This is a genomic window from Methylobacterium sp. 2A (genome assembly GCF_009806555.1).
GTDB lineage: Bacteria > Pseudomonadota > Alphaproteobacteria > Rhizobiales > Beijerinckiaceae > Methylobacterium.
Genome location: NZ_VUOK01000003.1, coordinates 239,303 through 264,326 on the forward strand (window position 1 = coordinate 239,303; position 25,024 = coordinate 264,326).

The window sequence follows — 25,024 nt, forward strand, 5'->3', positions numbered from 1 at the left end:
GACGTCAGGCGACGGGGAGGATCATGCGCCGCCGGCGAGTGACGGCGGAGCCTCGGTGCGGCACGCCTCACGTACGGCCCCGGCCAGGGCCCCCGCCGGGGGAGCTACCGAAACGACCCGCCCGTCCGTGGCAAACACGATCAGGCCGATGCCGGCGCCCGTCGCGGCCATGTAGCGCCGGACTTGGCCCCGGTACCCCTCGACCGCGGACTCCGTCGGCGCGACGTCGCTCTTCCAGTCCACGACGACCTCCGGCCGCCCGGACTCGTCGTAGGCCATCGCGTCGACGATGCCGGCCGTCGCGTGGTCCTCGCCGTCGCGTTCCTCCAAGGCGTACACCGGCAGCTCCGGCACGAGGCGTGCGCGCAGGGCCGCGATGGCGGGCACGGCCAAGGCCCGGGCCGCGCAGGCCGCCACCTCGTCGGGGTCCACGTCCCGGACGGCGAGCTGCATCGCGAGCTGGGAAGCGCGGAGCGCGAGATCGCCGCCCTCGTCGGTCTCGCCGGTCAGCAGCTCCTCGATGAGCTTGTGCAGGATCAGCCCGCGATCGCGGCTCCCGCGGACGGCCGCCGCGAGGCCGGGCGGCGCGACGGGCGCCTCGATGTCGGGCGCCTCGATGTCGAGGGCCCCGCCGGGCGCGGCCTCGTCGCCCTCGTGGCGGCTCGGCACGACCCATCTCAACCGGCGGTGGCCTGCCACCCGCGCGGCCTCCTCCGCGAAACTCTCGCGCGTCTGGGCGTTGCGACCCGCGGGACCGGTCCTCGCGCCCGGGACCGGAAGCCGGTCCATGTCGATGGCGGCCAGCCGGTCCAGCCCCAGGCCGACGACCGAGGCCCAGGCGTCGTCGTGGGCCGGGTCGGGGAACCGCGGGATCACCAGGGTCTCGCGCGCGCGGGTCGCGGCCACGTACCAGAGCCGCACGCGCTCGTTCCCGACCTCGCGGTCCTCGGCGGCCAGGACGGCGTCGTAGCCGGCCGGCCGCACCCCGAAGACCGGGCAGTAGAGGCAGTTCGAGGCGCGGTCGACCAAGGCGCCGCTCGCCGGGATCGTGAGCGTCGAGGTGTTGATCGGGATGACCACGGGCCATTCGAGGCCCTTCGACGCGTGCATGGTGAACAGGGAGACGGCCTCGGCCTGGGCGTCCGGACGCCCCTCGACCGCGCGGGTCCGGCCGTCCCAGGCGGCCTGCATCGCGCGGGCGAACGCGCGCAGTCCGCGCACGGCGTACGGGCGGGACATCTCAAGGTACAGGTCGACGTTGGCCAGGGCGCGCTCGGCGTGGCCGTCGTGACGCCGGCCCAGGACCGGCCTCAGCATGACGGCGTCGACCGCCCGGCTGAGGATGTCGTACGGCGTGGTCCCCAGCGCCTGCCGCGCCAACGCCTGGAGGCGTTCGAGGACGGGGCGCGCGACCGGGTGCGCGACGGCGGCCACGTCGATCCCGAGGCGCAGGGGCGGCACGGCGTCCGGCCGGTCCGGGTCGCGCGGCAGGCCGTGGACCAGGTCCAGCAGTTCCTCGTCGGTCAGGCCTACGGTCGGCCCGCGCAGGAACGCGCCGAGCGCCAGGGTGTCGCGCGGGTCGGCGAGGACGCGGGTCAGGGCGATGAGGTCCTGGACCTCCTGGCGACGGAAGAAGCCCTTGCCGGCCTGCGTCGACACGGGGACGCCCCGGGCCTCCAGCGCCTCCTCGTAGCGCCACAGGTCGCTCCCGCTCGGCGCCAGCAGGGCGATGTCGCCGGGCCGGAGGGGCCGCGTGCCGTGGGTCTTGCACGTGACCAGCTGCGTCCCGATCAGGCGGGCGCAGAGTTCGGCGACCGCCTCCGCCTCGGCGTCCCGCAGGGCGCCCGCCTTGCGCTTGGTCCCGTCCGCCGGGCCGGGCACGTCGAGGGCGGCGACGCAGGGGCCGCGGTCGTGGTCCTCGTGGAACGCCGCGAGGGGGGCGAACCCGGGCTGGCCGGGTCCGGCCAGGATGTCCTGGAAGCACCGGTCGACGAACGCGAGGATCGACCGGCAGGACCGGAAGTTCGTGGAGATCGGCACGACGTCGTCGGGCGAGCGGGCCAGGATCCGCTCGCGGGCGCGGACGTAGGTCGAGACGTCGGCGCCGCGGAAGCGGTAGATCGCCTGCTTCGGGTCGCCGACGAGGAACAGGGCGCCGGGCCGCAGCACGCGCGCCGTCCAGTCGTCGGCGGGCGCCCCCTCCGGCCGTTCCCCGCACAGCAGCCAGAACAGCATCGCCTGCTGCGGGTCGGTGTCCTGGAACTCGTCCACCAGCACGTGCCGGTGCCGCCGCCCCAGCGCCTGCCGGACCGGCTCGTGGTCCCGGAGCAGGCGCACCGCGGCCTCGACGAGGTCGTCGAAGTCGAGCAGGCCGCCGGCCCGCTTGCGCTCCCGGTAGCGGTCGAGGACCGTCCGGACCCGGGGCACGAGCCTGGCCAGGAGCTCGCTCGCCGCGGACGCCCGCATGCCGTCCCACGCGGCGCAGCAATCCCCGTGCAGCGTCTTGGCCGCGGCATGGAGCCTGTCCGCCTCGACCTTCGGGAGCCCGGCGCTCCGGACCGCGGCCTGCCACTTGCCCTTCCCGCCCTTGTAGGCCGCGAACGCGCCCTTCGACGTGCAGAGCGCCGGGTCGGGCTTCGCCGTCAGGACGCCCAGGAGCTCCGCGTCCCCGACCGGGCCGTGCGCCGGCGTCCGGGACGCCATCGCGCCGAAGGCCGCGGCGGCGGCCGCGGTCTCGGCCTCGGCGGGCGACGCCGCGACGAAGGCGGCGTAGGCCGCGACGCTTTCGGCGAAGCCTTCGGCGAGGCGGGACGACGGCACCGGGGGCGGCGGGCCCACGGCGCGGCCCGCGCGCAGGCAGCCGGCGACGCGCTCTACCGCCTTCTCGGCGGCGACGGGATCCGCGAGGAACATCTCCGCCACGAGGCATCGGCCGCCCGCGAGCGTCTCGCGCAGCCAGCCGTCCAGGATGTCGCGGAACAGGCCGTCGGCCTCGGCGTCGTCGGCGACGCGCGCCCCGGGGTCCATGTCGGCCTCGACCGGGTACGGCTTCACGAGCCGCTGGCAGAACCCGTGGATGGTCGTGCACACCAGTTCGTCGATCCGGCCCTGCGCGGCGGCCAGGCTCCCCTCCTGCTCCCGCGTCAGGCCATGCGGCAGGACGCAGCGCAACTCCTCGGGGACCTCCCCGGCGAGGAGGCGGTGGACGACGTCGCCGATCCGCTCCAGCAGCTCGCTCGCGGCGAGCTCCGTGAACGTCACCGCCGCGATCTCGCGCGGCGGGACGCCGGACGCCAGCATCATGGCGATCCGGCCGGAGAGGACCGCCGTCTTCCCGGAGCCGGCGCCGGCCTCGACGAGCATGGAGCGGTCGTGCCGCGCGATGGCCAGGGCGCGCTGCCCCGCGTCCGCCAAGGCCCTGTCGTGCACGGTCATCAGGGCGCTTCCCACACCAGGGCGGCGTCGCCGAGCGCCGCCGTCGCCGACGCCCGCTTGCGCGGGCAGTACACCTCGCCGGCGTTGGCCGGCAGCGCGAAGGCGAGGTCGTTCCACCCGGCCTCGGTGTCGGGTCCGGGCAAGGCGTTGCCCGCCCCGAGGCTTCGCCCGGCCGCCGCGAGGTGCCGGGCCAGGTCGGCCAGCGCCGCGTCGGGGCGTTCGAGGGCGATGCAGGTCCGCTCGCGCGGGTAGTGAAGCGAGGCGTCTATGGCCACGTCGCCGCCGAGCAGGACCCGGGCGGCGTAGCCGTAGATGCAGCGCTGCAGCTCCCGGCCTCCGGCCAGCACGTCGTCGGACCCGCGGGGCTTGCCGGTCTTGTAGTCGCGGACGCGGGCCGAGGCGCGGTCCCCCGAGAGGTCGAGGCGGTCGATGTAGCCGGAGATGCGGAAGCCCGTCCCCGGGATCTCCACGGGCAGGTCCGGATCCCACGGGACGGCGCCCCCGGCCCGCTTGGGGCCCCGGCCGCCGAACGGCACCTCGACCCAGCTGGACTGCCCCTCGTAGGCGTCGTCGGGGTGCGTGAGCGCGCTCCACGACGCGACCGACACGTCGTCGAGGACCCGGCGCCAGACCACCGCGGGCGGGATCGCCCGCCCGCGCTCCCACGCGTCGGCCACGGCCCGGACCGCGCCCTCCAGTGCCGCCCGCCGCGCGGCCTCGGACGACGCGGCCCCGTCCCCCGCCTCAAGGGCGATGACCGCCAGCTCCAGCACCTCGTGCATGAGGTTGCCGAACGCGCGATCGTCCAGCGTCAGCGTCTCCTGGCTGGAATCGGCGGCCTGGAGGCCGAGGCCGTAGCGCCACACGAAACCGAGGGGGTCGCGCAGCAGCTTGCGCAGGGAGTTGGCGGAGTGCACCCGGCCCAGCACCGACAGGATGACGGGGTGGTCGGGCCGGACCAGGCCGTCGTGCGGCGTCGGGGAGTGGGAGGCCCACGACGCCCAGCAGGAAGCGGCGGACCGGGCCTGGGCCGTGGACGCGAACTCCTCCGGCCGCGCCGTGAGCCGGTCGACCTCGCCGGCGGCATGCTCGGGGACGCGGTTCCTCCCGAGGTGCGCGCCGTCGGGGTGGTCGCGCAGAAGAGGGCTGCGGCCGAGGAGCCGGCCGTCGGCGCCGCGGCGGGCCCGCGACAGCACCACGGCGTCCGCGCTCGTGGCGAGGATCGCGTCGAAGTCGCCCCGGTCGACGGCCGAGCGCGGCTGCGGATCCAGGACGTGCGAGGGGACCAGATGGTCCGACAGCAGCCGGTCCTCCGTGGCCACCTGCGGCCAGCCGCGCGAGCTCAGCCCGAGGAGCCGGACGAACCGCCGCGGGGCGCTCGCCAGGGAGGACGCCGGCACCCAGACCACCGACGTGCCGGCGTCGGCGTCGTCGTCGATGCGCTGCCGTGACAGCGTCAGGTCGACCACGGCGGGCGCCCCCTCCAGCAAGGCCTTCCGCCAGATCCGGAGCGCGAGCCCGGATAGCAGGGCCTCCCCCGCCCGGGCGGCCCCCGCGGTCCCGGCGGCCAGGAGCGCCAGGATCGCGCGAAGCCCGGCGGCCAGCGCGGGACCCTCCGAGTGGCCGGTCACTCCCTCCCCGCCCAGCAGGCGCTCCCAGGCGGGGAGGTCGGAAAGCGGGGCCTCGCGGGGCAGGATCCGCGTCCATCCCTCCGGCAGGGCGGCGAACGGCCCGGGGGCGTGCCGCAGCAGCGCGGCGAGGCGGCGCAGGCCATCCTGCGTGACGCCCCTCACCAGGATGTCCGCGAGCGCCGCCGCCGCCTGCCCCTCGCGCACCGCCGTCGCAGGGACCCCGTGGACGAACCGCACGTCCAGGTTCGCCTCCGCGCGGAGCGCGAGGACGACGTCGTCGTAATCCTCCGTCCTGCAGGACGACACCGCGATCTCGGACGGCCGGGCCCGGCCGGTCGCCATCAGCCACCTCGCCCAGCGGAAGGCCTCCAGCACCTCGTGGCGTGGCGTCGCCGCGGTGCAGACCTCGACCGCGGGCGCCGAGCGGGGCCCGTCGACGACGCGAAGGGCCGCCGCCGGCACCCATTCGGGAACCGGGCGCGGCCCCGAGGCCCAGCAAACCGCCACGTGCCGGGCCAGGGCCGCGGCGACCCCTCGCCAGCAGGGCGCGAGGTCCGCCATACCCTGGAAGGTCGTCGGCCCGAGCACGCGCCCGGCGTGGGCGGCGCGGGCCGTCGCGGCGGCGGCGAGGTCGGTGGGGCGCATCATACCTGACGGCAGCTTCCCGACGACGGCCGCCTCCAGCCTGGCGAGGGACGCGACGCGGCCGGCGCCCGCGCCGTCCAGGGCGAACCCGGCAGCCCAGGCCTTCCGCAGCGTCTCCGCCGCGGCGTCGACCATGCCCGGGAGCGACTTGATCGGGTCGAGCTCGCCGATCTCGACCTCGTCCAGGGCCTCCTTGAGCGCCCCCCTGAGGGACTCGTCGTCGATGGGGCGGGCGAAGCCGCCGGCGAGGCGCGCGGCCAGGGCCTCCACGGTCAGCACCTGCACGCCGTGCTCGCCCCGGCGAGCCGCCGCCAGCCGTTCGTCCGCCACGGCCAGTCGACCGTGGACCACAACCGTCCGGCGAAACCCCATCGCCAACCCCCACCTCGGATTGCGGGCATTATCGGAGCACGCGATCCTTATGGTCAAGCTTGCGCCGCCGATCGACGCGTGCGGGGGGCGTCCCGTGTCCCGGATGCCGCGGTCGGCCGCGCCGACCGCGTCAGGCGCCGGGTTCGAGGATGCGGCGCGCGACGTCAGGGACGGCGTCCGCCTCCAGCCGCTCGACCGCCAGCGACCGGGCGAGCAGGGCGTCGGTCAGGTAGCCGTCGTACTTCTCGCGGACGGGCTTCGCCGCCAGGCCGGCAAGGGCGCCGGCGTCGGGGGGCGGGGAGCCGGCGATGTCGGTGAGGACGGCGCGCAGGTCGCCCGCGGAGCAACCCCGCACCTCGACGGCGTGGCCGTAGGGCGTGGCCTGCAGGTTGCGGGCCAGGAGCGTCAAGGCCAACGTCTCAAGCTTGGCCGCGCCGACCCACGGCAGGACCGTGCAGTCACGCCCGACCTCGACGATGCAGGTCCCGTCGAGGCCGTACCCCAGGAAGGCCGCCCTGCCTTGGTCGAGCAGCGCGCGAGCCCCGGCGTCGAGGTAGGCGGGCATCCCGGTGCCGGACAGGCATCGCCGCATCGCCGCGGCGACGGCGTCGTGCACGCCCGACCATCCGCCGCCGAACCTCGGCGGCAACGCCGACTTCGTGGGAGCCACCACGACGACCTTGGCCCGTGCGTCCAGGGACTCGATCCGCCATCGGCGGCCATTGAAGATGATCGTCTGCCCGGGCGCCAGCGTCAGGTCGAGCGGCACCGTGCCCAGGACCTTCCCGCCGACGACCATGACCCGGTACTCTTCGTCCGTCTGGAAGACGGCGTAGAACTGATGGCCCTCCGCGAGACGCTCGCCGGCCGGCCCCAGCATCAGCAAGCCGTCCGGCGACATCTCGACCAGGGCCGCCTCGGGACGCGCGATCGCCCTTAGCAGCTCGACGAACAGGTCGCGCGAGACGTTTCGAAACGGCCCGCGCCCGCAGAGCGTCCTCCAGGCGGCGTCCGGCCGCAGGCCCCCCGTCTGGGCGACGAGCGCGAGCACCTGGTGTGTGAGCGTCGAGAGATGCAGCCCGCCCACCCGCGGCGGCTCGCACCAGCGCTCCAGGAGCAGGTCGACGGTCGCCACGGCCTGCACGAGGTCGAGGCGCAGCCGGTCCGCCGGATGGAGCGTCGGCCCCGCCGCCTCCTCGGCGACGTAGATGCGCAGGACCGATGGCATGCCGGGCCGCCGGCCGGACCGCCCGAGCCGCTGGCGGAGCGACGACACGGATGGGCCCGGACCGATCTGCGCGACGCTCTCGACGTCGCCGATGTCGATGCCGAGCTCCAGGGTCGTCGTCGCCACCGCGGTCGTCGGCCGGCCGTCCTCGCGCAGGCGGGTCTCGACCGCCTCGCGCTCGGCCCTGGCGAGGTTGCCGTGGTGGGCGAAGAACTCGTTGGGGAGCCGCGCGTCCTCGGCGAGGGCGCGCAGGCGGTCCGCATACACCTCCACCCGCTGCCGGGATCCGGCGAACAGGAGGTTGCGGCGGCCGCGGAGCACCTCGAACAGGTGAGACGCGATCGGCTCGTCGGCCCCGTTCGCGTCCGGGGCCGGCTTCACGGGTTCCGCGCGCTCCGGACCGTCGGCGTCGGGGGCGCCTTCGCGACGCGCGTCCGCGGCTTCGCTCCCGGTGCCATTTCGCGGCGGGCGCTCGTAGCCGCGGACCTGCAGCAGCAGGTCGGCGCCGCCCTCGCGGCTCTCCACGAGCCGGACCGAATCCGGGGCGCCCGGCCGCAACGCCTCCCGGGCGAGGCGCATGTCGCCCAACGTGGCCGACAGCCCGACGCGGTCGACGTGGTCGCGCCCGCAGGCCACCTCGACGCGCGTCAGGAGGGACTGGAGCTGGCGGCCCCGCTCCGTGCCGACGAAGGCGTGCAGCTCGTCCACCACCACCGCGTCGAGCGCCCCGAACAGCCGCGCCGCGTCGGGTCCGCGGCGGACCAGCGTCGCCTCAAGGGATTCCGGCGTGATCAGCACGACGCCCTGGGGGCGCTCGCGCGCCTTGCGCTTCGCGTCGGCCGGGACGTCGCCGTGCCAACGGTGCAGGGGGACGTCGCAGGCCTGCAGCAGGCCTTCGAGGCGCCGGTGCTGGTCGTTGATCAGCGCCTTCAGCGGGCAGACGTAGAGGATGGCGAACCCGGGCCTCCCGCCGTCCAGCCGCGGCAGGACGCGCGTCAGCAACGGCAGGAACGCCGCCTCCGTCTTGCCCGCGGCCGTGCGGGCCGAGAGGATCACGTCGCCGCCCGCCAGTATCGCCGGGACGGCCATCTCCTGGACCTCGCGCAGCGCGGTCCAGCCCTGCCGCCAGATCCAGCGGCGCACCGGCTCGGCCAGGGCTTCGAAGGCCGTCGAGGCCGCGTCGGGGACGACGTGGGCGCCCGGCGCCCGCGCGCCTGTCACAGCCGCAGGCGCGCGAGGTCGTCGGTCCCCGCGGCCTCGCCGTCGCCGTCGTCCGCGGGCGCCGAAGCGTCGGCGGCGCCGTCCTCGGGTATGGCCACGGCGCCGAGCCGTTCGCGCCAGTCCGCCCCCGGGTTCTGGTCCAGCACGGCCAGGAGGTCCACGAACGCCTTGACCGTGTTGCGGGGCGTGCGGAAGTAGGCGTCGCCCACCCTGGCCCGGCAATGGTCGAGGAACGCGTGCAGCGCCTCGTCCGGGACCAGGTGGCGGGCCCGGTCGCCGCCCGCGAACACGTCCCGCAGGCGTTCGAGCAGGACCAGCATCTCCTCGGGGGTCAGGTTCTGCAGCCGGACCACGGGACCGGACAGGTCCACAAGGCCGTCCGTCGCGAAGCTGTTGCCCGCGAGCCGGGACTGGAGCGCCTCGTAGGAGTAGAGGCCCCGCCGCGTGTCCAGCAGGAACTCCGGCGTCCCGCCGAGGACGAACCCCAGGCCCTCGACCGTGCCCTGGAGGACGTCGTTGAGGACGCGCAGGATCTGCTCGTAGTTCTGGTTGCGGGCCTGGGGGCTCTGGAGCTTGTAGAGGTTCACGAGCTCGTCGAGGCAGACGAACAGCCCGTCATAGCCGGCGAGGCGTACGAAGCGGGCGAGGAGCTTCAGGCTGTCGTAGACGTTCCCGTCGTCGATGATGCCGCGGACGCCGAGATCCTGGCGCGCCTCGGTCCGCGTCGCGTACTCGCCCCGCAGCCAGCGCAGCGCGTTCGCCTGCCGTGCCTCGTCGCCGTCCTCGTGGGCCGCGGCGTAGGCGGCGACCACGGTGGCGAAGTCGTAGCCTCCCACCTGTTCCTGCAACTCGGCGAGGCCGGCCCGGATCGCGTCCTCGGTCGCGCGCCCGGGGCGCTTCCCGTCCTCGACGGCCCTGGCGACGAAACGTTCGAGGACGTTGCGCATGGCCCCGCCGTCGGGCGCCGCGCGGGTCGCGAGGTTCCGGGCGAGCTCCGCGTACAGCAGCCGCGCCTGGCCCCCCGTCGCGTGGAGCCGGCGGTCCGGGGCGAGGTCGGCCTGCATCACCACCAGGTTCTTGGCCAGGGCGAGCTGGCGCACGAGGAAGAGGAAGAACGTCTTCCCCGCACCGTACTCGCCGACGACGAAACGCAACGCCGCGCCGCCGTCGGCGACCCGCGAGACGTCCGCGAGGAGCGCCTCGATCTCCCTTCGGCGCCCCACCTGGATGTGCTGCAGGCCCAGGCGCGGCACGACCCCCGCCCGCAGTGCGTTGACGATGGTGTCGCGGTCCCGGGGCCTGATGTTCGGCGCGGGCTTGGTGACGGTGACGGTCATGCTGTTTCCAAAAGGTGGGCCGGGATCAGGCCGACGTTCACGAGGACCGGGTCGCCCTCCTCGACGAGCGGGTCGTCGAATCGGTCGAAGGACCACGCGTTGAGGTCCTCCATCGCCGCGCCGGGCATCAGCCCGCGCTCGCGGGCCAGGCGGTCGAACGCGTCCCTCGGCCACTCGGGTCGCCCCGCGAGGGCGCGCATCAGGCCGGCGAGCCGGGCGTCGAGGCCATCGAACCCGCCGTCGGGGGCCCCGGGGGCGGCCATCGGGGCCGGTTCGGCCTCGGGGGGCGCCCCCTGCGCCTCACGGATGGGGTCGGCGTCCAGGTCGAACACCCCGGCGAGGACGGAGCTCACCGCCTCGGTTTCCGACCTGATGGCGGCCAGGCGCTCCGCATCGACGCGTCCCGCCGGCGCGGGCGGTCCCCGTTCCGCCCGTCGGGACGCGTCGGCGGCCGCACGGCCCGACGGCTCCCGCCCGTCCTCGGGGCCGCCGGGGATGAGGAAGGCCGCCTCGCGCGCCGGGCCGCGCGCGACGAGCACGGGCCCGTCCGGCGCCGCCGCCGGCGCGGCCCCGTGCAGCGCCGAGTACAAGCCGTTGAGGTCCAGGCCCATCTGACGGAACGCCTTCTCCAGCAGCGCGATCTCGGCCCGGTGGTGGCGGCCGTCGCTGGACGCCACGCGCACGAGCGTGTCGGCGACGGCCCGCTTCCGCTCCGGGTCCAGCCCGGCGAGCCGGGCGCGCATCGAGGTGAGCTCGGTCGGGTGGGCTTCGAGCCACGATGCGTCGGCACCCAGCCGCAAGCGCTCGTCCGGGCCGAGGCCCGGCGCATCGGAAGCCAGGTCGCGCAGGACCGCGCGTTCGTCCTCGGTCACGACGCCGTCCGCGCGGGCCATCAGCATGCCGACGGACAGGGTGAGGAACGCAGCCTCGTAAGCCGCGGACGGGGCGTCCACGGCGTCCCGAGGCCCGGTCAACGCGAACAGCGTCACGTCCGCCGCCGGGGCTCGGACAGGGAAGCGGGGGTCGGGGATCAGGCCGATCCCGAAGCGGCACAGGACGTCGGCCAGCTCCCGCGGCTTGGCGGCGGTGGCTCCCGCATCGGACCGCCCGGCCACGCGCCTGCCCAGCTCGGCCAGCGGCACCGGGGCGCACGCCTCCGCCCGCTCGCGCAGCCACGAGAGGTGGGCGGCGGCCGGCGCGTCCGCCGCGCGCTCGCGCTGGCCGGCCGGCAACAGGGCCAGGGCCTGGAGCGAGAGGGGGGACGCTCGGCCCGCCTCCTTGCCCAGGTGTCGGCTGTAGGCGTCCAGCCGGTCGGAGCTCAGGTCGAGCAGCTCGCGCCCGAGGGCGAGCGCGTCCGCGTGACGCGCGAGGTCGGGCATCCGCTCGGACCCGAAGAGCGCGAGGTCGACCTCGAAGGTCCGGCTCGCCGCCCGGTACAAGGCCGGGGACGGCGCGCCCTTGCGCCACTTGATCGGCAGGCCGCCGGACGGATGCCGGCGCTCGAACTCCGCCACGAACTCGTCCCTGACGCGGTCGAAGGCGCGGCGCGCCGGCGTGCGCACGCGCGTCTCGGGGTGGGACATCGTCCATGCCAGCAGCCAGACGCCCTCGACCGGCTTGCCGTCGCGGATGCGGGAGCCGACGGCGAAGCGCACCGACAGCGGCAGCTCGTAGCCGCTGGGCTCGAAGACCGGCGCCGGATCCGTCCCGGGCACGAGCGACAGGGCGTCCAGCGCCGCCAGCAGGCAGCTCGCGTAGTGGCGGAACGAGCCGTTGTCGCCGTAGACCGAGAGGAGCCGCTCGACTTCCGCTCGGATGGCGGGCCTGTCCTCGGCCGATCCTTCGAGCACCCCGCGCCGTTCGAGCCCGTAAAGGTACAGGAACACGTAGCCGATGGGCGTCCCCGGAGCGGCCCGGTCGCCGGCCAGCCATTCGAGGTAGGCCCGACGGGACGAAGGCTTCATGCTCCCGTAGGACGGGCAGTATTCCAGGTGCCGGCCGGCGGTGTCGGAGGTGGTCCTGGGGACGGCGAGCCCGGGGTCGACCAGGCAGTTGTCGTTCTGTTCGCCCCCCTTGGCCGGCGGCAAGGTCCTGCCGACGTAGACGAGCCCGGGAAGGGTCAGGCCCGCGACGGCCACGCCGACGCCGGCGGGGACCCACGTCCGGTCGCCGGCAAGCCTGTGCTTCGATGGACGCGTCGCGGGTTCGGATGCCCGGGGTGGCGCGGCCGCATCCGGGGAACGCGGGGCGATGGCCGGCGGGTGGCACGAGCGGTCGTCGGCCGTCTCCGGCGATCGCGCGACGAAAGGGTTCGAGGCAGGCGCCGGACCGGCGCGCGGCGGCTCTCCGGATCCCTGTCCGGGATCGATCGCGCCGGATCGATCCGTCGCTTCAATGGGATCATCCGCCGGCGGATCGGCGACGGCGTCCGGCGCCGGGACCTCCGTGGAGCCGACGAGCCCCGTCATCGGGCTCGGGTCGGCCATCGGCGTCCTCGGTTCGGGAATGACGGCGACGTGGTTCGAGGCCGCCGGCCGTGCAGCGCGCAAACCCACGGGTGCCTCGCGCGGCAGGCCGGTCGATGGAGCCGGCTCGCCGTCCCTAAGCCCGGCGTCGATGGTCTCCGGCGTGGACGGGACCAATTGGCGGCGTCTGCGGCGCACGCCCCAGGCGGCCAGCAGGGCGCCGGGTACGATGGCGCCGACCAGCGCGAGCGTGGCGAGGGGGAAGGCGGGGGCCGGGGACTGGCTCGAAGTCCCCGGCGCTTGCGATCGTGGCTCGGCGGCGGGGTTCGGCGCGTTGGCCCTGGACTCTCCCGACGCTTGACCGGAGACCGAAGGCGCGGCGGCTTTCGCCCCCCCGGTGTGTCCGTCGGGGCTGTCGCTATCGATGGCATCCTGGGCCGACGACGTCGGCGCCGGGCTTTCCTTGGCTCGCGCATCGGGATCCGGGACTTGTGCGACACCGACGGATGGCAGCGGGGAGCGCGCGGTCGCGTCGGGCTCCGGGGCCTTGGCGATCGGCGAAGCCGCAGACGGCTGCCTGGATCGTTGCCGCAAGCGCGCCAGCGTGTCTGGATCGGCCCTTCCGCTCTCGGGGAGACCTTCGCCGCGCTGGAAGCGTCTGAGGGCAGCCAACGACCGCGGGCCCCACCTGCCGTCGATCGTGCCAGGGTCGAAGCCAAGGTCCCTGAGGTCGTTCTGTGCGGCGCGGGTGGCCTGATCGACCCCCTGCGCCGAGGCATCCCCACCCGACGGGGGGACGGAAACGAACGCCATCACCAAGACCAGGGCGGCCCAACGCCCCTTGGCTCTGCTTACCCTTGCCACGTGATCTGGCTCCGCGGGCCGCCGCGCGTTGTCGCCGCCTGGCCCACGACCGTATTCTGATTTGGTCCGCGAATCCAAGACCGAACGCGCCGTTCCGGGTCCGCTATCCTAGGTTGAGGATAGCCGGCCGTGCGGGTCGCACGGATGCGCGCGGTCCGATCGTGGCCGATCCGGCCCGGACAGGGCGCGCGGTTTCGGGCCGTTGGCCCCGCATCGCGCCGCGCCTGCCCGTCGAGACGGGCCACAGGCCGGCCCGATTCCTCGCAGGTCGAATCGAACCGTGCCGTCGCGCTCGTCGCAGGGTCGACGACGCGAGCCGCGCACCCACTCGCGAGGTCCGCACCGGGGGAAGGCGGGCCAGTCGCGTCGTTGGCTGACGACCTACCGCGTATGACGAAGCCGGCTTTCGACTTCCTTGCAGAGGGTCTCCGCAAAAGCCTGGGTACCGAGCAGGCCACCGAGGTCGCGTGTGCGGGTCGCTGGGTCCTTGACCAGGTGATCGACGGCCGCGTCAATCGCCGCCGCGCCCCGCCGAAGATCGGGACGGTCGAGCCGATCTGCCAACCAATCGAGCAGCATCGCGGCCGACAGCACCAGCGAGCATGGGTTGGCCTTGTCCTGCCCCTGGATGTCGGGCGCCGAGCCGTGCTGAGCTTGCGCCACGCAGTGCTGGTCGCCTGCGTTGATCGCCGCGCCCAAACCGAGGCTGCCCGACAACTCGGAGGCGAGATCCGACAGGATGTCCCCGAACATGTTGGTGGTGACTATCACGTCGAAGCGGGCGGCATCGCGCACGAGCATCGCGGTCATCGAGTCGATCAACTGGTCGTCGGTGGCGATATCCGGATAGCTCTCCGCCACGCGGCGGCCTTCCTTCAGGAACAGGGCGTCCGACATCTTCAGCACGTTGACCTTGTGGACGTAGGTCAGCTTCCGCCGACGCCGGGTGCGGGCGATCTCGAAAGCGGCGCGGGCGATCCTTTCGGAGCCCTTGGCGGTCACCTTGCGCATGGCGATGGCGACGTCGGGCGTCGGCATGAACTCCCCGGTGCCCATGTGCATCGTGCGGTCGGCGTAGAACCCTTCCGTGTTCTCGCGGACGATCACGAGGTCGATGGGCGTGCGGCCGTAATAGGCCAGCCCTTCACGCGAGCGGCACGGCCGGATGTTGGCATAGAGGTCGAGTTCGCGCCGCAGCAGCGCCGAGCCGTTGATCCCACCCTTCTCGCGGGGCGGATAGTCCGAGTGCGAGACCGGCCCAAGGATCACCCCGTCCGACGCCCGGCAGCGCTCCAACACCGCCTCCGGGAACGTCGAGCCATCCCTCGCGAGGCGGGACAGCCCGATCTCGTGTTCCTCGAAGGTGAGCCCCAGGGCGAGCGCCCGGTCGACGACTTCCAGCACGCGGCGGGTGGCATGTGAGATCTCAGGTCCAATGCCATCACCCGGTAGCATGACGAGGTGCATGAGCGCTTCTCCCTGACCGCGCCGGTACGCTGGGCTCATAGAGTCAGCCCTCGACATCCGGAACGCAAGGCGTTCGGACTGCGGTGCGGTCGAGGGCGCATCGACGTCTTGCCCTCCAGCGAGGGCCGGCGCCGCCGCGGGCGCCGTTCAGCCTCCGGCGGTGGGTACGAGGGGGCGGATTTCGACCGCCGGAGGCCTTGCGCCTGCGCGAACGACAGGGTCTCCGCTGTGCGGCGCCGCTGGTCGCAGTCGGCGGAACACCCGGGATCGAATTGCCAGGGCGTACGTGCGCTCCGAATTGGGCATGACTCAATCGTCCGTCGCCGAGTTTCGGGGAACGAAGGGCCTGGGCTGCGTTTGTCGAGGTACGGTTGGCGATGCCGCCAGTACCCCGATCATGGCACACGCGCGCGGCAGTCCCGGGGGCGACCCGGGAGCCGGCACGTCCGCCCGGTGCAGCCATCGTCTCGCGTCGAGCGTGGCGCCCGATACGGGCACATCCTTGAGGAGGTCGGCCATGGACTACCTGCGCTACGCAGCCGAGATCGAGACCCCCGCGCCGGACGAGCAGAAGACCATCGACGGCATCATCGAGGGGATGACCCGGCAGTCACGGGCCGTCGAGGCGCGCGAGCACCATGCGGTGCGCGCGAGCCACGCCAAGAGCTCGGCCTGCGTGACCGGCGAACTGGTGGTCGCAGAGGGTCTGCCGCCCGAGTTGGCTCAGGGCCTTTTCGCCACTCCGGGGACGCATCCGGTCGCGGTGCGCTTCGCGCAAGGCCCCGGCGAAACGCTGGGGGACCGCGTCTCGACCCACCGCGGCATGTCGATCAAGGTCTTCGACGTGCCCGGCGAGAAGCTGCCCGGCCACGCGGTCGACACCCAGGATTTCGTCCTCGCCACCGGCACGACCTTCCCGTCCGGCACGGCGGCGGGGTTCCTGCGCGACGGCACGGTCATCGGCAAGTCGACGGGGATGCCGGAGGGGGTGAAGAGCGCAGTCTCCTCGACCGCGCGTAACCTCAACCGTGTCCTACACGCCTTCGGCACGGAGAGCGCCATGGCCGATTTCTTCGGCCACCCCTACAGCCATCCGCTCGCCGACAGCTACTTCAGCCAGGCGCCGGTCCGCTTCGGGGACTACGTGGCCAAGCTCGGGGCCGTGCCGGTGACCGACGCCCAGCGCGCGCTCTCCGAATGGCGGCTCGACCCCCATCAGGACGAAAACGGGTTCCGGCACGCCACGGTCGACTTCTTTCGGGAGCACGACGTCGTCTACGAGCTGAGGGTCCAGCTTTGGGCCGACGCCGACAAGCAGCCCATCGAGGACGCCTCGGTCGACTGGCCGGTCTCGGTCAGCCCGTACCGCACGGTGGCGACGGTTCGCCTGCCGCCCCAGGACGCCTACTCCCCGGAGCGGGTGAACTACTTCGACGAGGTGATGACCTTCCGTCCCGCGCATAGCCTCGCGGCGCACCGGCCGCTTGGCTCCGTCATGCGGGCGCGGCTGCAGGTGTACAGGGCGCTCAGCGCGTTCCGCCATCGCGAGAACGGCGTGGCGGAAGAGGAAACTGGCGGCATCGACCGCATCCCGGCCTGAGGACGGCGACGCCAGGGACCGGTCGGTCAGAGAGGATTCGATGACGAGCCCGAGGGCAGACGGCCCGCGACCCTGATTGCGCCGCGCGTCACGGAGGACCGGCGTTCACCAGGCCGCGCGAGGCGGTGTTCGAGGCCGGGGCGAGCATGATGGTCATCGGGCCGAACGCCGCTCAGTCGCGGGGCGCGGTCGCTCCGCTGCCTCTCCGGCGAAAGCCTGCTTCAGGTCGGCGGCGACCGCGTCCTCCGCCCGCTTGGCCATTCGGGCGATCCGTCGCGCGACCGTTCGGTGATGGCGTGCCTCTCGCTCGCCGGGGGTGTCACGCGGCATCCTGCCTGACGATCCCATGGGTATGGCGGGAGAACGCCGCGATGGGCGACGGGCGTCCCAGGAGATAGCCCTGCACCGCATGGCATCGCTCTGCGGCGAGGAAGCCGAGTTCGGCCTCGGTCTCGACCCCCTCGGCCAGGACCGGAAGCCCGAGGCCCCGGCCGAGGCCCAACACCGAGCGCACGATGGCCGCGGTCTGCTCGTTGGTGTCGACGGCGCGCGTGAACGAGCCGTCGATCTTGATCTTGTCGAACGGGAAGGAGCGCAGGTTGGAGAGCGACGAGTAGCCCGTCCCGAAATCGTCCATCGCGACACGCACGCCGACCGCCTTGAGTTGCCGCAGGGTGAGGAGCGCCCGGTTCGGGTCGCTGATCAGCGCCGTCTCCGTGATCTCGACCTCCAGCCGTCCGGGGGCCAACCCGGTCCCGAGGAGCACCTCGTGCACCAGCCCGACGAGGTCCGGGGAGTGGATCTGCACCGCCGAGACGTTGACGGCGATGGACAGGGGCCTTGGCCAGCCCGCGGCCTCGCGGCAGGCCTCGCGCAGGACCCACTCGCCGATCCGAAGGATGATGTCGCTCTCCTCCGCGATGGGGATGAACACGGACGGCGGGACGTGGCCCCGCTCGGGGTGCCTCCAACGGAGCAGCGCCTCGAAGCCGATGACCTCGCCGGTGCCGACCTCGGTCTGGGGCTGGTAGACGAGCTCCATCTCGCCGCGGGCGACGGCATGGCGGAGGTCATGTTCCAGCGAGCGGCGCTCGTGCACCTCCGCGCCCATCCGGGCCTCGAAGAAGCGGTACGTGCCGCGGCCCTCCGACTTGGCCCGATACAGGGCGGTGTCCGCGAAGTTGAGGAGCGCCGCGCGTTCCCGGGTGTCGTCCGGGTAGAGGGCGACGCCGATGCTGGTCGCGATGCTGGGGCCGCCCCCCTCAGCCCGGCCGGCGCGCAGCGCCTCCAGGATGCGCTCCGCGAGTCCCCCCGCGGCGGTCGCATGCTCGCACGGCATCAGAACGGCGAACTCGTCGCCGCCGAGGCGCGCCATGGTCTGGGTGCCGTCGAGCTCCGCGGAGACGATGCGGGCGACGGCCTCCAGCATCGCGTCGCCGGCGGCGTGACCGAACAGGTCGTTGACCTCCTTGAAGCGGTCGAGGTCGAGGCAGAGCACGGCGAGCTTGCGTCCCCCCACGTCCGCCGCCCGCATCTCAAGGTCGAGCCGCTGGCCGAAGCTGGCGCGGTTCGCGAGGCCGGTGAGGGCGTCGTGGTGGGCGAGGAACGCGATACGGCTTTCGGCCTGGCGACGGGCACGCAGGTCGCGCACGGCCACGGCGTAGTGGGGCCGCCCGGCATGCTCGACCGGCTGCATGATCACCTCGACCGGGATCAAGGTGCCGTCCGCGCGCCGAAGCTCGACCTCCACCGGTCGCTCGGGATGGCCGGCCATGAGGAGGCGTGTCGCTTCCCCGGGAAGGTAGGCGGACAGGGACGAGCCCGGGAGGCCGGCCTGGGGCCGGCCGGCGAGCTTGGCGAAGCTGCGGTTGGCGCTGACGACGGTGTCGCCCGTGCAGACCACGAGCCCCTCGACGGCGGCGTTGGCGAGGCTGTGCAGGCGGTCGGCCTCCAATTGGGCATGCCGGCGGTCGCGGAGGTCCAGCGCGAGCGCGGCGCCGGCCATGAGGAGGATGGTGAAGCTCGCCAGCGCGACGGCGACGGCCAGCCACGCGTTCGGGACCGCGGCCTCGGAGACGGCCATGGTCGGGTCCGGGGTAACGGTGACGGCGCCCATCGCGGTGAAATGGTGCCCGCAGATGGCGAGCAGCAGCAGGAGCGCGGCGGGAAGCTGGCGGGCGAGGCCTCGCCCGCCCGGCCGGGCCGACAGGGCGGCCCCGCCGAGCAGGACGGAAAGGGCGAGCGAGGCCGCGACGGCGGCGGGGTCCCACGCCTTGTGCCCGGCGACGTCGTAGGCGGCCATGCCGGTGTAGTGCATCGCCGCGATGCCGAGCCCGACGACGCCACCGCCGGCCCATGCGGCCGCACGCCCCCCGACGGAGACCGAGAGGGCCACGCCGGCGCCGACCAGCGCGATCGCGAGGACGAGGGAGAGCGCGGTGAGACCGAGATCGTAGCCGCCCGGGACGCCAGGCGCGAACGCGAGCATGGCGATGAAGTGCGTCGCCCAGATGCCGGATCCCCCCGCGAAGGCGGCCACGGCGAGCCAGCCGACCTGGACCCAGGCGGCGGTCCGGCGGGCGTGGTCGACGAGGCAGACCGTCGTCAGCGCCGACAGTCCGCAGGTGGCGGCCGCCAGGACGACGAGGCGGAGATCATGGGTTTCGACGAGGCATCCGACGACGTTGAGCATGGCGCGGCCTCGAAACCCGTTGAATCCCTCTGATCGCACAAGTCCCTGTCGGACGAGTTAAGCGTGCGCGACCATGTCGTGGATCCACAGGCGATCGCCGATGGGTGCCGCGGATCGGCCAGGCCCCCCTTCCGGTGGGCCTCCCGGTCATCGTCGTGGCGTCGGGACGGTGTCGTCGAGGGGCGCGGCATGGGACCACGGCTCGTCGACCTTGCCGGCCAACAAGCGAGATCGACGCGGTGTTCACCGGCCTCGACATGCGCGGCTCCACCGCGGGCATGCAGCCCGCCTTCGATCCGCCACCGCTGGCCGCCTATCGAGTTGCTGATGGTCCCGTCGCGGCCCTTGGACGCCTCGAAGATTCCGGAGCGCGGGATCGTGCTCGGCGAGCCGTTCGACCCCCGCCGCATCGAAGCCGCGCTCCAGACATTCGCGGGCTGAGCCGAAGTCGAACCCATGGTGTCCCGGGTAGCGGCGACGACGGGCAGGCCGTCGCAGTGGTCAGCCCGCCGAGCCCGTGCCGGCTCGTGCGTCGTGGCGGCGTTCGCGCCGTCCGTCTGCTGATTGTCGAGCTTGCGCATCTCCCGTGGCGATGTTCTGCGGGCTCGTTTCGCCGTTGCGCCAGCCTGGTCGGCCTCGGACGGCGGTCGCGCTCGGTCGCCGTCACGTCCCGTGCGCTGAGCGCCACCACGGGGACCTTCGCGCAGCCGGGCAGCCCCGGGAGCCTGTCGAGAGAGTGGAACCCGTCCATCACCGGCATCGTGAAGCCGAGCGCCGCGCAGCCGTTCCCGGCCCCTAGACGGCCCAGCCATTGTGCTCTGGCACGGTGCGAGGGCGGTGACGCATGTGCCCCGGTGATCGCGGAACTTTCTTGTGCGGTCCCGGCGCGGTGGCCGGGCCGTCGGCGGGGCAGGATCAGCCGGGTGGCCCATTCCCGTCGGCGGCGTGGGCCGAGGTTGTGGGTTGCAAGCCCCCCGACCAACCTTCGCCGGGACGATCGGGCATCGGGCTCGATGGTGCACTGAGCGGGACGGGCCAGTCATGACATCCATGGAAATAAGTTCTTCTGTCGGCCCCACCGTGCGGGTCACGCATTTTTGCCATATCGGACTCTCGCGCTCGATTCCGGCGGTGGGACATCCGGACGAGACTCGCGCCTTCGCCCTCAACCAGGCCCTCCCAAAGGCGAACCGCGGCGCGGTCCTCGACGACCTCTGCGCGTCGCTGGCCGAGGCGGGCGGCGACGAAGCGGTGCAGTGTCTCGACCAATCCATGGTGGAGCACCGGATGGACGAGCTGTTCGGCATCGTCGGCGCCTGCGTCTCCGTCCAGGCCGCTCGCCTGAAGGATGGCGTCCGGGGGGCAATGACCGAGGCGATGGAGGAGGCCCGCGCCTGTGGCGTGCATGTGTCCTGGACATCCAGGATCGAGGCGGTCGCACCCGGAACCGTGCTCCATGCCGCGCCCGACAACATCCGCGAACGGGTGAAGCAGGTCCTCGGGCTGTCGCGCGCGTTCTATTTCGCCCCGGTCGATCCCTTCGTGCACGTGAACTACCAAGTCATGCTCAGCGGCCCCGACGGGGATGTCGACCGCCTGGGTCGGAAGCTCGCCGACCACCTGGCCTCCCTGATGCCGGCAGGGACTGAGCGGCCGACCGTCAGATCCGAGACGCAGACCGAGACCGTGTACCCGGGCGCCACCTACGAGGAGTGCGTGCGGAACCGGCTGGCAACCCGCAGGCCGTTGCCCCCGACGGGAGAGGCGTTCATGTCGGGCGTCCGCGAGGCCCGGCGCGCGATCGAGGCCGGCGACGCCGTGGCCGCCTTCGCGGCGGCCGACGACATCGCCCGACTCGTAAGGCGCGACCCGGTGATGACGGCATTGCTTCTCCGAGGCGATCGTCCCGGCGACGGGAGCAAGCGCTTCGAGGTCGGCAACGCCCGCAAGCTCGCCCGGCACATCGCGTGCGTCGTCGCGACCCTGAAGGCGCAGGACGATCTGGAGGGCCTTCGCGGCCTGCTCTTCGCACCCTCGGGCATGGTGGAAACGATCCGGGAGAAAGTCTGGTACGAGCTCGCCGCGAACCGACTCCCCCAATACCACGCCAAGCCGATCAGGGCGGCCTTCGGCGACGTCGGCAACGCGCAACTCCACTTCGAGGCATTCGACGTCGATGGCCAACGCCGTCCGGCGGCGACGAACGGGCCAATCGACCGGGAACAAGCCCTCCTCGATTTCATCGCCGCAGGTGCTCCGGACCAAGAGACGGCGCCATCGCCCGACGATCGTCCGGGTCTCGATGGACCGAGCCCGTCCATCTGACCCGCTGCCCCCTCCGCGGCTCCCCGATCGGACGGGCCGTCGTCTCGGGGCGAGGTTCGGTAAACGCGTACCAAGCTGCCGTGGGCCTTCCGCGCCGTAGGCGTGTTCGCCGCGCCCTGGACATCGTTAGGCTTCGAACGGCCGAGCCGCTTCGCGAAACCTGTCGATCCCTGCGAGTTTCCTCACCGGCCGTCGGCACGGGTGACCTGACCGGTATTTTGGACCGGGCCGAGTGAGAGGCTACTGCATGGCAGCGACCATGGAGGCCGGAAGGCCAGATCCGGGAAGGTGACGGGCCCGGGCGGCCGGTAGCCCAAGGACGAATGCGGCCGGACGCGGTTGTATGTGTTCTGCCAGATCCCGATCACGGTCTGCGCCTCCTTGAGCGAGTAGAAGATCTCCTGCCTCAGGCACTCGTCCTTCAGCTTGCCGTTGAAGCTCTCGCAGTACCCGTTCTTCCACGGCGAGCCTGGGGTGATGTACTGGATCTGCGGGCCCGTCTTGGCGACCCATTTGCGCAGCGCCTTCGCAATCATCTCGGGGCCATTGTCGCAATGGAGATGCTCCGGGATGCCGTGCAGGCACATCGCGTCGGCCAGCGCCTCGATCACGCCGAGGCTGCCGATGCGCCGCGCCACCTTCAGCGCGAGGCAGGCCCGGCTGTGTTCGTCAATCAGCGTCAGGACGCGCAGGCTCCGCCCGTCATGGGTCTGCGCCTGGACGAAGTCGAAGCTCCAGACGTGGTTGGGGTGGAGCGGGCGCAGCCGCACGCACGAGCCGTTGTTCAGCCAGAGGCGGCTGCGCGGTCGGTGCTTTTTTGGGACCTTCAGCCCCTCACGACGCCAGATGCGCTGAACCCGGTCCTTGCCCACCCGCCAGCCGGCCGCCTGCAGCAGCGCGGTCACGCGGCGGTAGCCGTAGCGGCCGTACTCGGACGCCAGGGCGATGATGGCGCGGGTCAGTTCATCCTCGTCGGCCGCAACCGTGGGCACGTAACGCTGCGTGCCCCGGTGCTGGCCGACGATCCGGCAGGCGTGGCGCTCCAAGAGACCGTGCTTCTCTCGGGCACCATCGACCGCCTGCCGGCGTCGTTCGGGGGCTACAAGTTTCCCGCGGCGAAGTCCGCGAGCACCTGCTTTTCAAGGGACAGATCGGCGACCAGCCGGTGCAGGCGGGTATTCTCGCGCTCCAGCTCCTTCATTCGCTTGGCTTGATCGATCTGTAAGCCGCCGTAATCTTTGCGCCAGCGATAGTAGCTTTGCTCTGGGATCTCGGCTTCCTTGCATGCGAGCGCCAAGCTCTTGCCCTGTGCCGTCAGGATCTTGATCTGGCGCAGCTTGAGCACGACCTGCTTTGCGCTCGTCTTCTGACCCCGCTTCATACCCAGCTCCTTCGGTCCCGGCTGATCCTCTCAATCAGCCCGGTCCAAAGCCAGCCGGTCAGGTCAACGCGCGATGCCCCATGACTTGCCGCCGTGGCACGCCGTGTACGATCAGGCGCAACGTTGGCTGCGGCCCGGCTGCTTCGAGAGCTTGATCCACAACCTGCGCGCCGTGTTGCGCCTGGCTGCGGGTCGTGCCGAGGAGCCCTCGGCCGTGGTGCACGACAGCCGCACCCCGCGTTCGACCCCTGAGAGCGTCGCTCGCGCCGCTTGGGACGGTCACAAGCGCACCCGTGGCTCGAAGCTGCACGCAGCGGTCGGTACGCTCGGCCAAGTGCTGGCTCTGCACGTCACACCGGCCAACGCCGATGATCGCGCAGCCGTGGCCGCGCTCGCTTGTGCCGTGCAGAGGGCAACCAGTGACAGCGTGAACCTCGCCTGTGTCGATCAGGGCTCTATACCTGAGCGCGCGGCGGAAGCGGCCGCCGATCACGGCATCACCCTGGAGGTCGTGAAGCCGTTCGCCGCACTGTGGTGGCCGGACCGACCGGTGTGGAACCGCGATCTCGACCAGGTCGCGGACACCGCATGGCTCGCCGATCTCGCGGGTCGCGCCGGCCTGACGCTCGACCGGGTCCGCGCGATGACCTTGGATGCCCCTCGCCGTCGGTTCGGGCGGGGATCGGGCGATGCGTCCCTGATCCTGTCGGCCGGGATCTATCGCCGCACACGGATCCGGCACGCGCTTCAGATCTGCCCGCGGTGTCTCAGTGCCGGCGACTGTGCTGTCATCGTCGAGACCGTCGCGGCGTGGATCGAAGACTGGCCGCGCCGCTTCTTCACTGCCGCCGGCGAAGCCGGGCTCACTCAGCGGATGTTCCGAAAAGTCGCCCGGCCCGGCGATCTCGCGCGCCAGATCCTCCGCCTGCCCGAAGGTTTTCGCCGCGACCGGACCTTCCTCCCCGTCCTTCAAGACAAACGCCTGAAGCGCCTGCGGCGGATCGACAACCCACGCTACCGGCGCATCCGTGCGGCGCGGATCCTGCGCGCGACGGGCCCCAAGCTCCGGCGGCGCGGGGCGTCCCCTGGCCGAGACCGGTCAAATTGACGACGCCATGAGACCAGACGCAGTCAGGCACGAACCGGATCAAGAGTCGTCACGCAGCGCGATGCGCGTGGTCGCGGCAGCGGCGGACATACTTCACCAGGGTCCACACGGCCTCCTGCTCCTGTCCCGTCATACGGGCCTCGTCGAGAAGGTCCGTCAGAAAGGCGAGCGCCGCGTGCCCGTCATCGGCCGCGATCACCTTTCCTGGGGATTCCTCGCCCCCCGATTCGCCAAGGCTCGGGGTCTCATCCTGTGCGTCGTCGACGGGCTCGACACGGCCGCCATTCTCGCGGCCCAAAGCCTCCCGCCGCTGCCCACCCCGTCGCACGCGGCGGCCCTCGAAGAGATCCCCATTCAACGGGATCTCGGCCGACCGCGCCGCGCTGATGAAAAACGTCAGGGCCTTCCGCGTTACGCCATCCGTCGAGGGATACTGCGAGCGAAACAGGCGCTGAAACACAGTCGGCGACATCGTGCCGAGCTCATGCTGGAACAGCGGCTCGTAAGCCGCCTTGAGCACGCCCGTCAGCACGGTCGGCCATGCCGGAGTCTCGTACGCCACAACCAGGGATTTCAGCCTCGGCAGCGCACGGCCACGGGCATCGATCAGCCGCAGAAACCTCAGGCCCGAGAGCACCTGCCGTCGCATACTCTGAGACACGTGCTGCAACGCCATTTCGTCGATGGGATTTGGCGTGCCGTGATCGCGCAGGACAGTGATTACAGCCAAGACGGCGCTCAGCGAAACATAAACGGGGCCGGCGGAATTCGCACCCCCTCAGCAAGTCGCGGCATCGTCAAAGCCCTTCTGTTTCGCCAAAGGTGCCTTACTGTTTCGTTAAGGTCAGCCACTCGAATCGCCGCGGAACCAGAGGGTTGATCAAACGGGGATCGGTGGCACGAACAGGCCATGGAGGCCTCGATGGATCACGCGCATCTCGCCCTGGTACGAGCCTACGACGGGGAGCCCCTGAAACGCGTCATCCTCGCGACGGGGCCGGACGTCTTGTACGTCGCCAATCCCCGATTTCTCGACGCGATCAGGACCGGCCGCAGCCAACCGATCGGATTTCGGCCAGTCGACTGCTATGCGTGGGACGAGATCGCCTTCGAGAGGCTGTCCGAGGCTTATGCAGCATCGGGCCAGACCGAAACCGACGCATGGATCGCACTCCCGCCCTTCGCGGGATCCCACCTGCGACTGCGCTGACCCAGACGGCCCTGGCGTCAGGTCCGATCCGGCGCTGCCGCAT

The 25,024-nt window shown here is 72.5% G+C and carries 12 protein-coding genes and 2 pseudogenes; 4 read left to right on the plus strand and 10 right to left on the minus strand.

From position 1 onward, the window contains the following. Nucleotides 1-21: 21 nt before the first annotated feature. The 7 genes and pseudogenes from FVE89_RS01380 to FVE89_RS01405 form a co-directional block, all read right to left on the minus strand. Nucleotides 22-3,435 (minus strand): UvrD-helicase domain-containing protein, encoded by a 3,414-nt coding sequence (locus tag FVE89_RS01380; protein WP_071000271.1) that lies wholly within the window; start codon nt 3,433-3,435, stop codon nt 22-24. Continuing rightward, a complete protein-coding gene (locus FVE89_RS01385) occupies nt 3,435-6,083 on the minus strand; it encodes a PD-(D/E)XK nuclease family protein (RefSeq protein WP_199825813.1) in 2,649 nt (882 codons plus the stop codon). The genes FVE89_RS01380 and FVE89_RS01385 overlap by 1 nt, the downstream gene beginning before the upstream one ends. Before the next feature lie 130 nt (nt 6,084-6,213). After that, nucleotides 6,214-8,532 (minus strand): DEAD/DEAH box helicase, encoded by a 2,319-nt coding sequence (locus FVE89_RS01390; protein WP_071000273.1) that lies wholly within the window; start codon nt 8,530-8,532, stop codon nt 6,214-6,216. Beyond that, nucleotides 8,529-9,869, minus strand: coding sequence for an ATP-binding protein (locus FVE89_RS01395; protein WP_071000274.1), 1,341 nt, complete (start codon nt 9,867-9,869; stop codon nt 8,529-8,531). The genes FVE89_RS01390 and FVE89_RS01395 overlap by 4 nt, the downstream gene beginning before the upstream one ends. Next, entirely contained in the window at nt 9,866-12,007 is a 2,142-nt protein-coding gene (locus FVE89_RS31460; RefSeq protein WP_071000759.1) for a TerB N-terminal domain-containing protein, read from the minus strand. The genes FVE89_RS01395 and FVE89_RS31460 overlap by 4 nt, the downstream gene beginning before the upstream one ends. Before the next feature lie 930 nt (nt 12,008-12,937). Then, nucleotides 12,938-13,147 (minus strand): annotated as a pseudogene (locus FVE89_RS31620) (peptidoglycan-binding domain-containing protein); the annotation flags it as partial. Between the two features lie 432 nt (nt 13,148-13,579). Further along, complete coding sequence (locus FVE89_RS01405; RefSeq protein WP_246730440.1) at nt 13,580-14,722, minus strand: isocitrate/isopropylmalate dehydrogenase family protein; 1,143 nt, start codon at nt 14,720-14,722, stop codon at nt 13,580-13,582. A gap of 460 nt (nt 14,723-15,182) precedes the next feature. Between FVE89_RS01405 and FVE89_RS01410 the strand changes: the two genes are divergently transcribed. Continuing rightward, on the plus strand, nt 15,183-16,265 hold the full coding sequence (locus FVE89_RS01410) for a catalase family protein (protein WP_043074875.1): 1,083 nt from the start codon (nt 15,183-15,185) through the stop codon (nt 16,263-16,265). Between the two features lie 319 nt (nt 16,266-16,584). Here FVE89_RS01410 and FVE89_RS01415 read toward each other — a convergent pair whose 3' ends face one another. Continuing rightward, nucleotides 16,585-18,957, minus strand: coding sequence for an EAL domain-containing protein (locus FVE89_RS01415; protein WP_071000275.1), 2,373 nt, complete (start codon nt 18,955-18,957; stop codon nt 16,585-16,587). Nucleotides 18,958-19,830: 873 nt separating this feature from the next. Here FVE89_RS01415 and FVE89_RS01420 point away from each other — a divergent pair. Further along, on the plus strand, nt 19,831-21,282 hold the full coding sequence (locus FVE89_RS01420; protein ID WP_210254041.1) for a hypothetical protein: 1,452 nt from the start codon (nt 19,831-19,833) through the stop codon (nt 21,280-21,282). 182 nt (nt 21,283-21,464) lie between these two features. Here the strand turns inward: FVE89_RS01420 and FVE89_RS01425 are convergent. Further along, a protein-coding gene (locus FVE89_RS01425) for an IS3 family transposase (protein ID WP_246730441.1) occupies nt 21,465-22,663 on the minus strand; the annotation gives its coding sequence in 2 pieces (ribosomal slippage) (nt 21,465-22,396 and nt 22,396-22,663; 1,200 coding nt in all). Between the two features lie 67 nt (nt 22,664-22,730). Between FVE89_RS01425 and FVE89_RS30825 the strand changes: the two are divergent. Further along, nucleotides 22,731-23,180: pseudogene (locus tag FVE89_RS30825) on the plus strand (transposase); the annotation flags it as partial. Between the two features lie 640 nt (nt 23,181-23,820). Here FVE89_RS30825 and FVE89_RS01435 read toward each other — a convergent pair. After that, nucleotides 23,821-24,501, minus strand: a complete 681-nt coding sequence (locus FVE89_RS01435) for a hypothetical protein (RefSeq protein WP_124262952.1) — start codon at nt 24,499-24,501, stop codon at nt 23,821-23,823. Between the two features lie 192 nt (nt 24,502-24,693). Here FVE89_RS01435 and FVE89_RS01440 point away from each other — a divergent pair, with 192 nt between their 5' ends. Further along, nucleotides 24,694-24,981 (plus strand): hypothetical protein, encoded by a 288-nt coding sequence (locus FVE89_RS01440; RefSeq protein ID WP_127992115.1) that lies wholly within the window; start codon nt 24,694-24,696, stop codon nt 24,979-24,981. The last annotated feature ends 43 nt before the right edge of the window (nt 24,982-25,024 follow it).

Bases quoted from the DNA above. Each gene is read 5' to 3' on its own strand.
- FVE89_RS01415 (WP_071000275.1), bottom strand. From the start codon at position 18,957: ATGCTCAACGTCGTCGGATGCCTCGTCGAAACCCATGATCTCCGCCTC.
- FVE89_RS01405 (WP_246730440.1), bottom strand. From the start codon at position 14,722: ATGTCGAGGGCTGACTCTATGAGCCCAGCGTACCGGCGCGGTCAGGGA.
- FVE89_RS01385 (WP_199825813.1), bottom strand. From the start codon at position 6,083: ATGGGGTTTCGCCGGACGGTTGTGGTCCACGGTCGACTGGCCGTGGCG.
- FVE89_RS01440 (WP_127992115.1), top strand. From the start codon at position 24,694: ATGGATCACGCGCATCTCGCCCTGGTACGAGCCTACGACGGGGAGCCC.
- FVE89_RS01380 (WP_071000271.1), bottom strand. From the start codon at position 3,435: ATGACCGTGCACGACAGGGCCTTGGCGGACGCGGGGCAGCGCGCCCTG.
- FVE89_RS01395 (WP_071000274.1), bottom strand. From the start codon at position 9,869: ATGACCGTCACCGTCACCAAGCCCGCGCCGAACATCAGGCCCCGGGAC.
- FVE89_RS01410 (WP_043074875.1), top strand. From the start codon at position 15,183: ATGGACTACCTGCGCTACGCAGCCGAGATCGAGACCCCCGCGCCGGAC.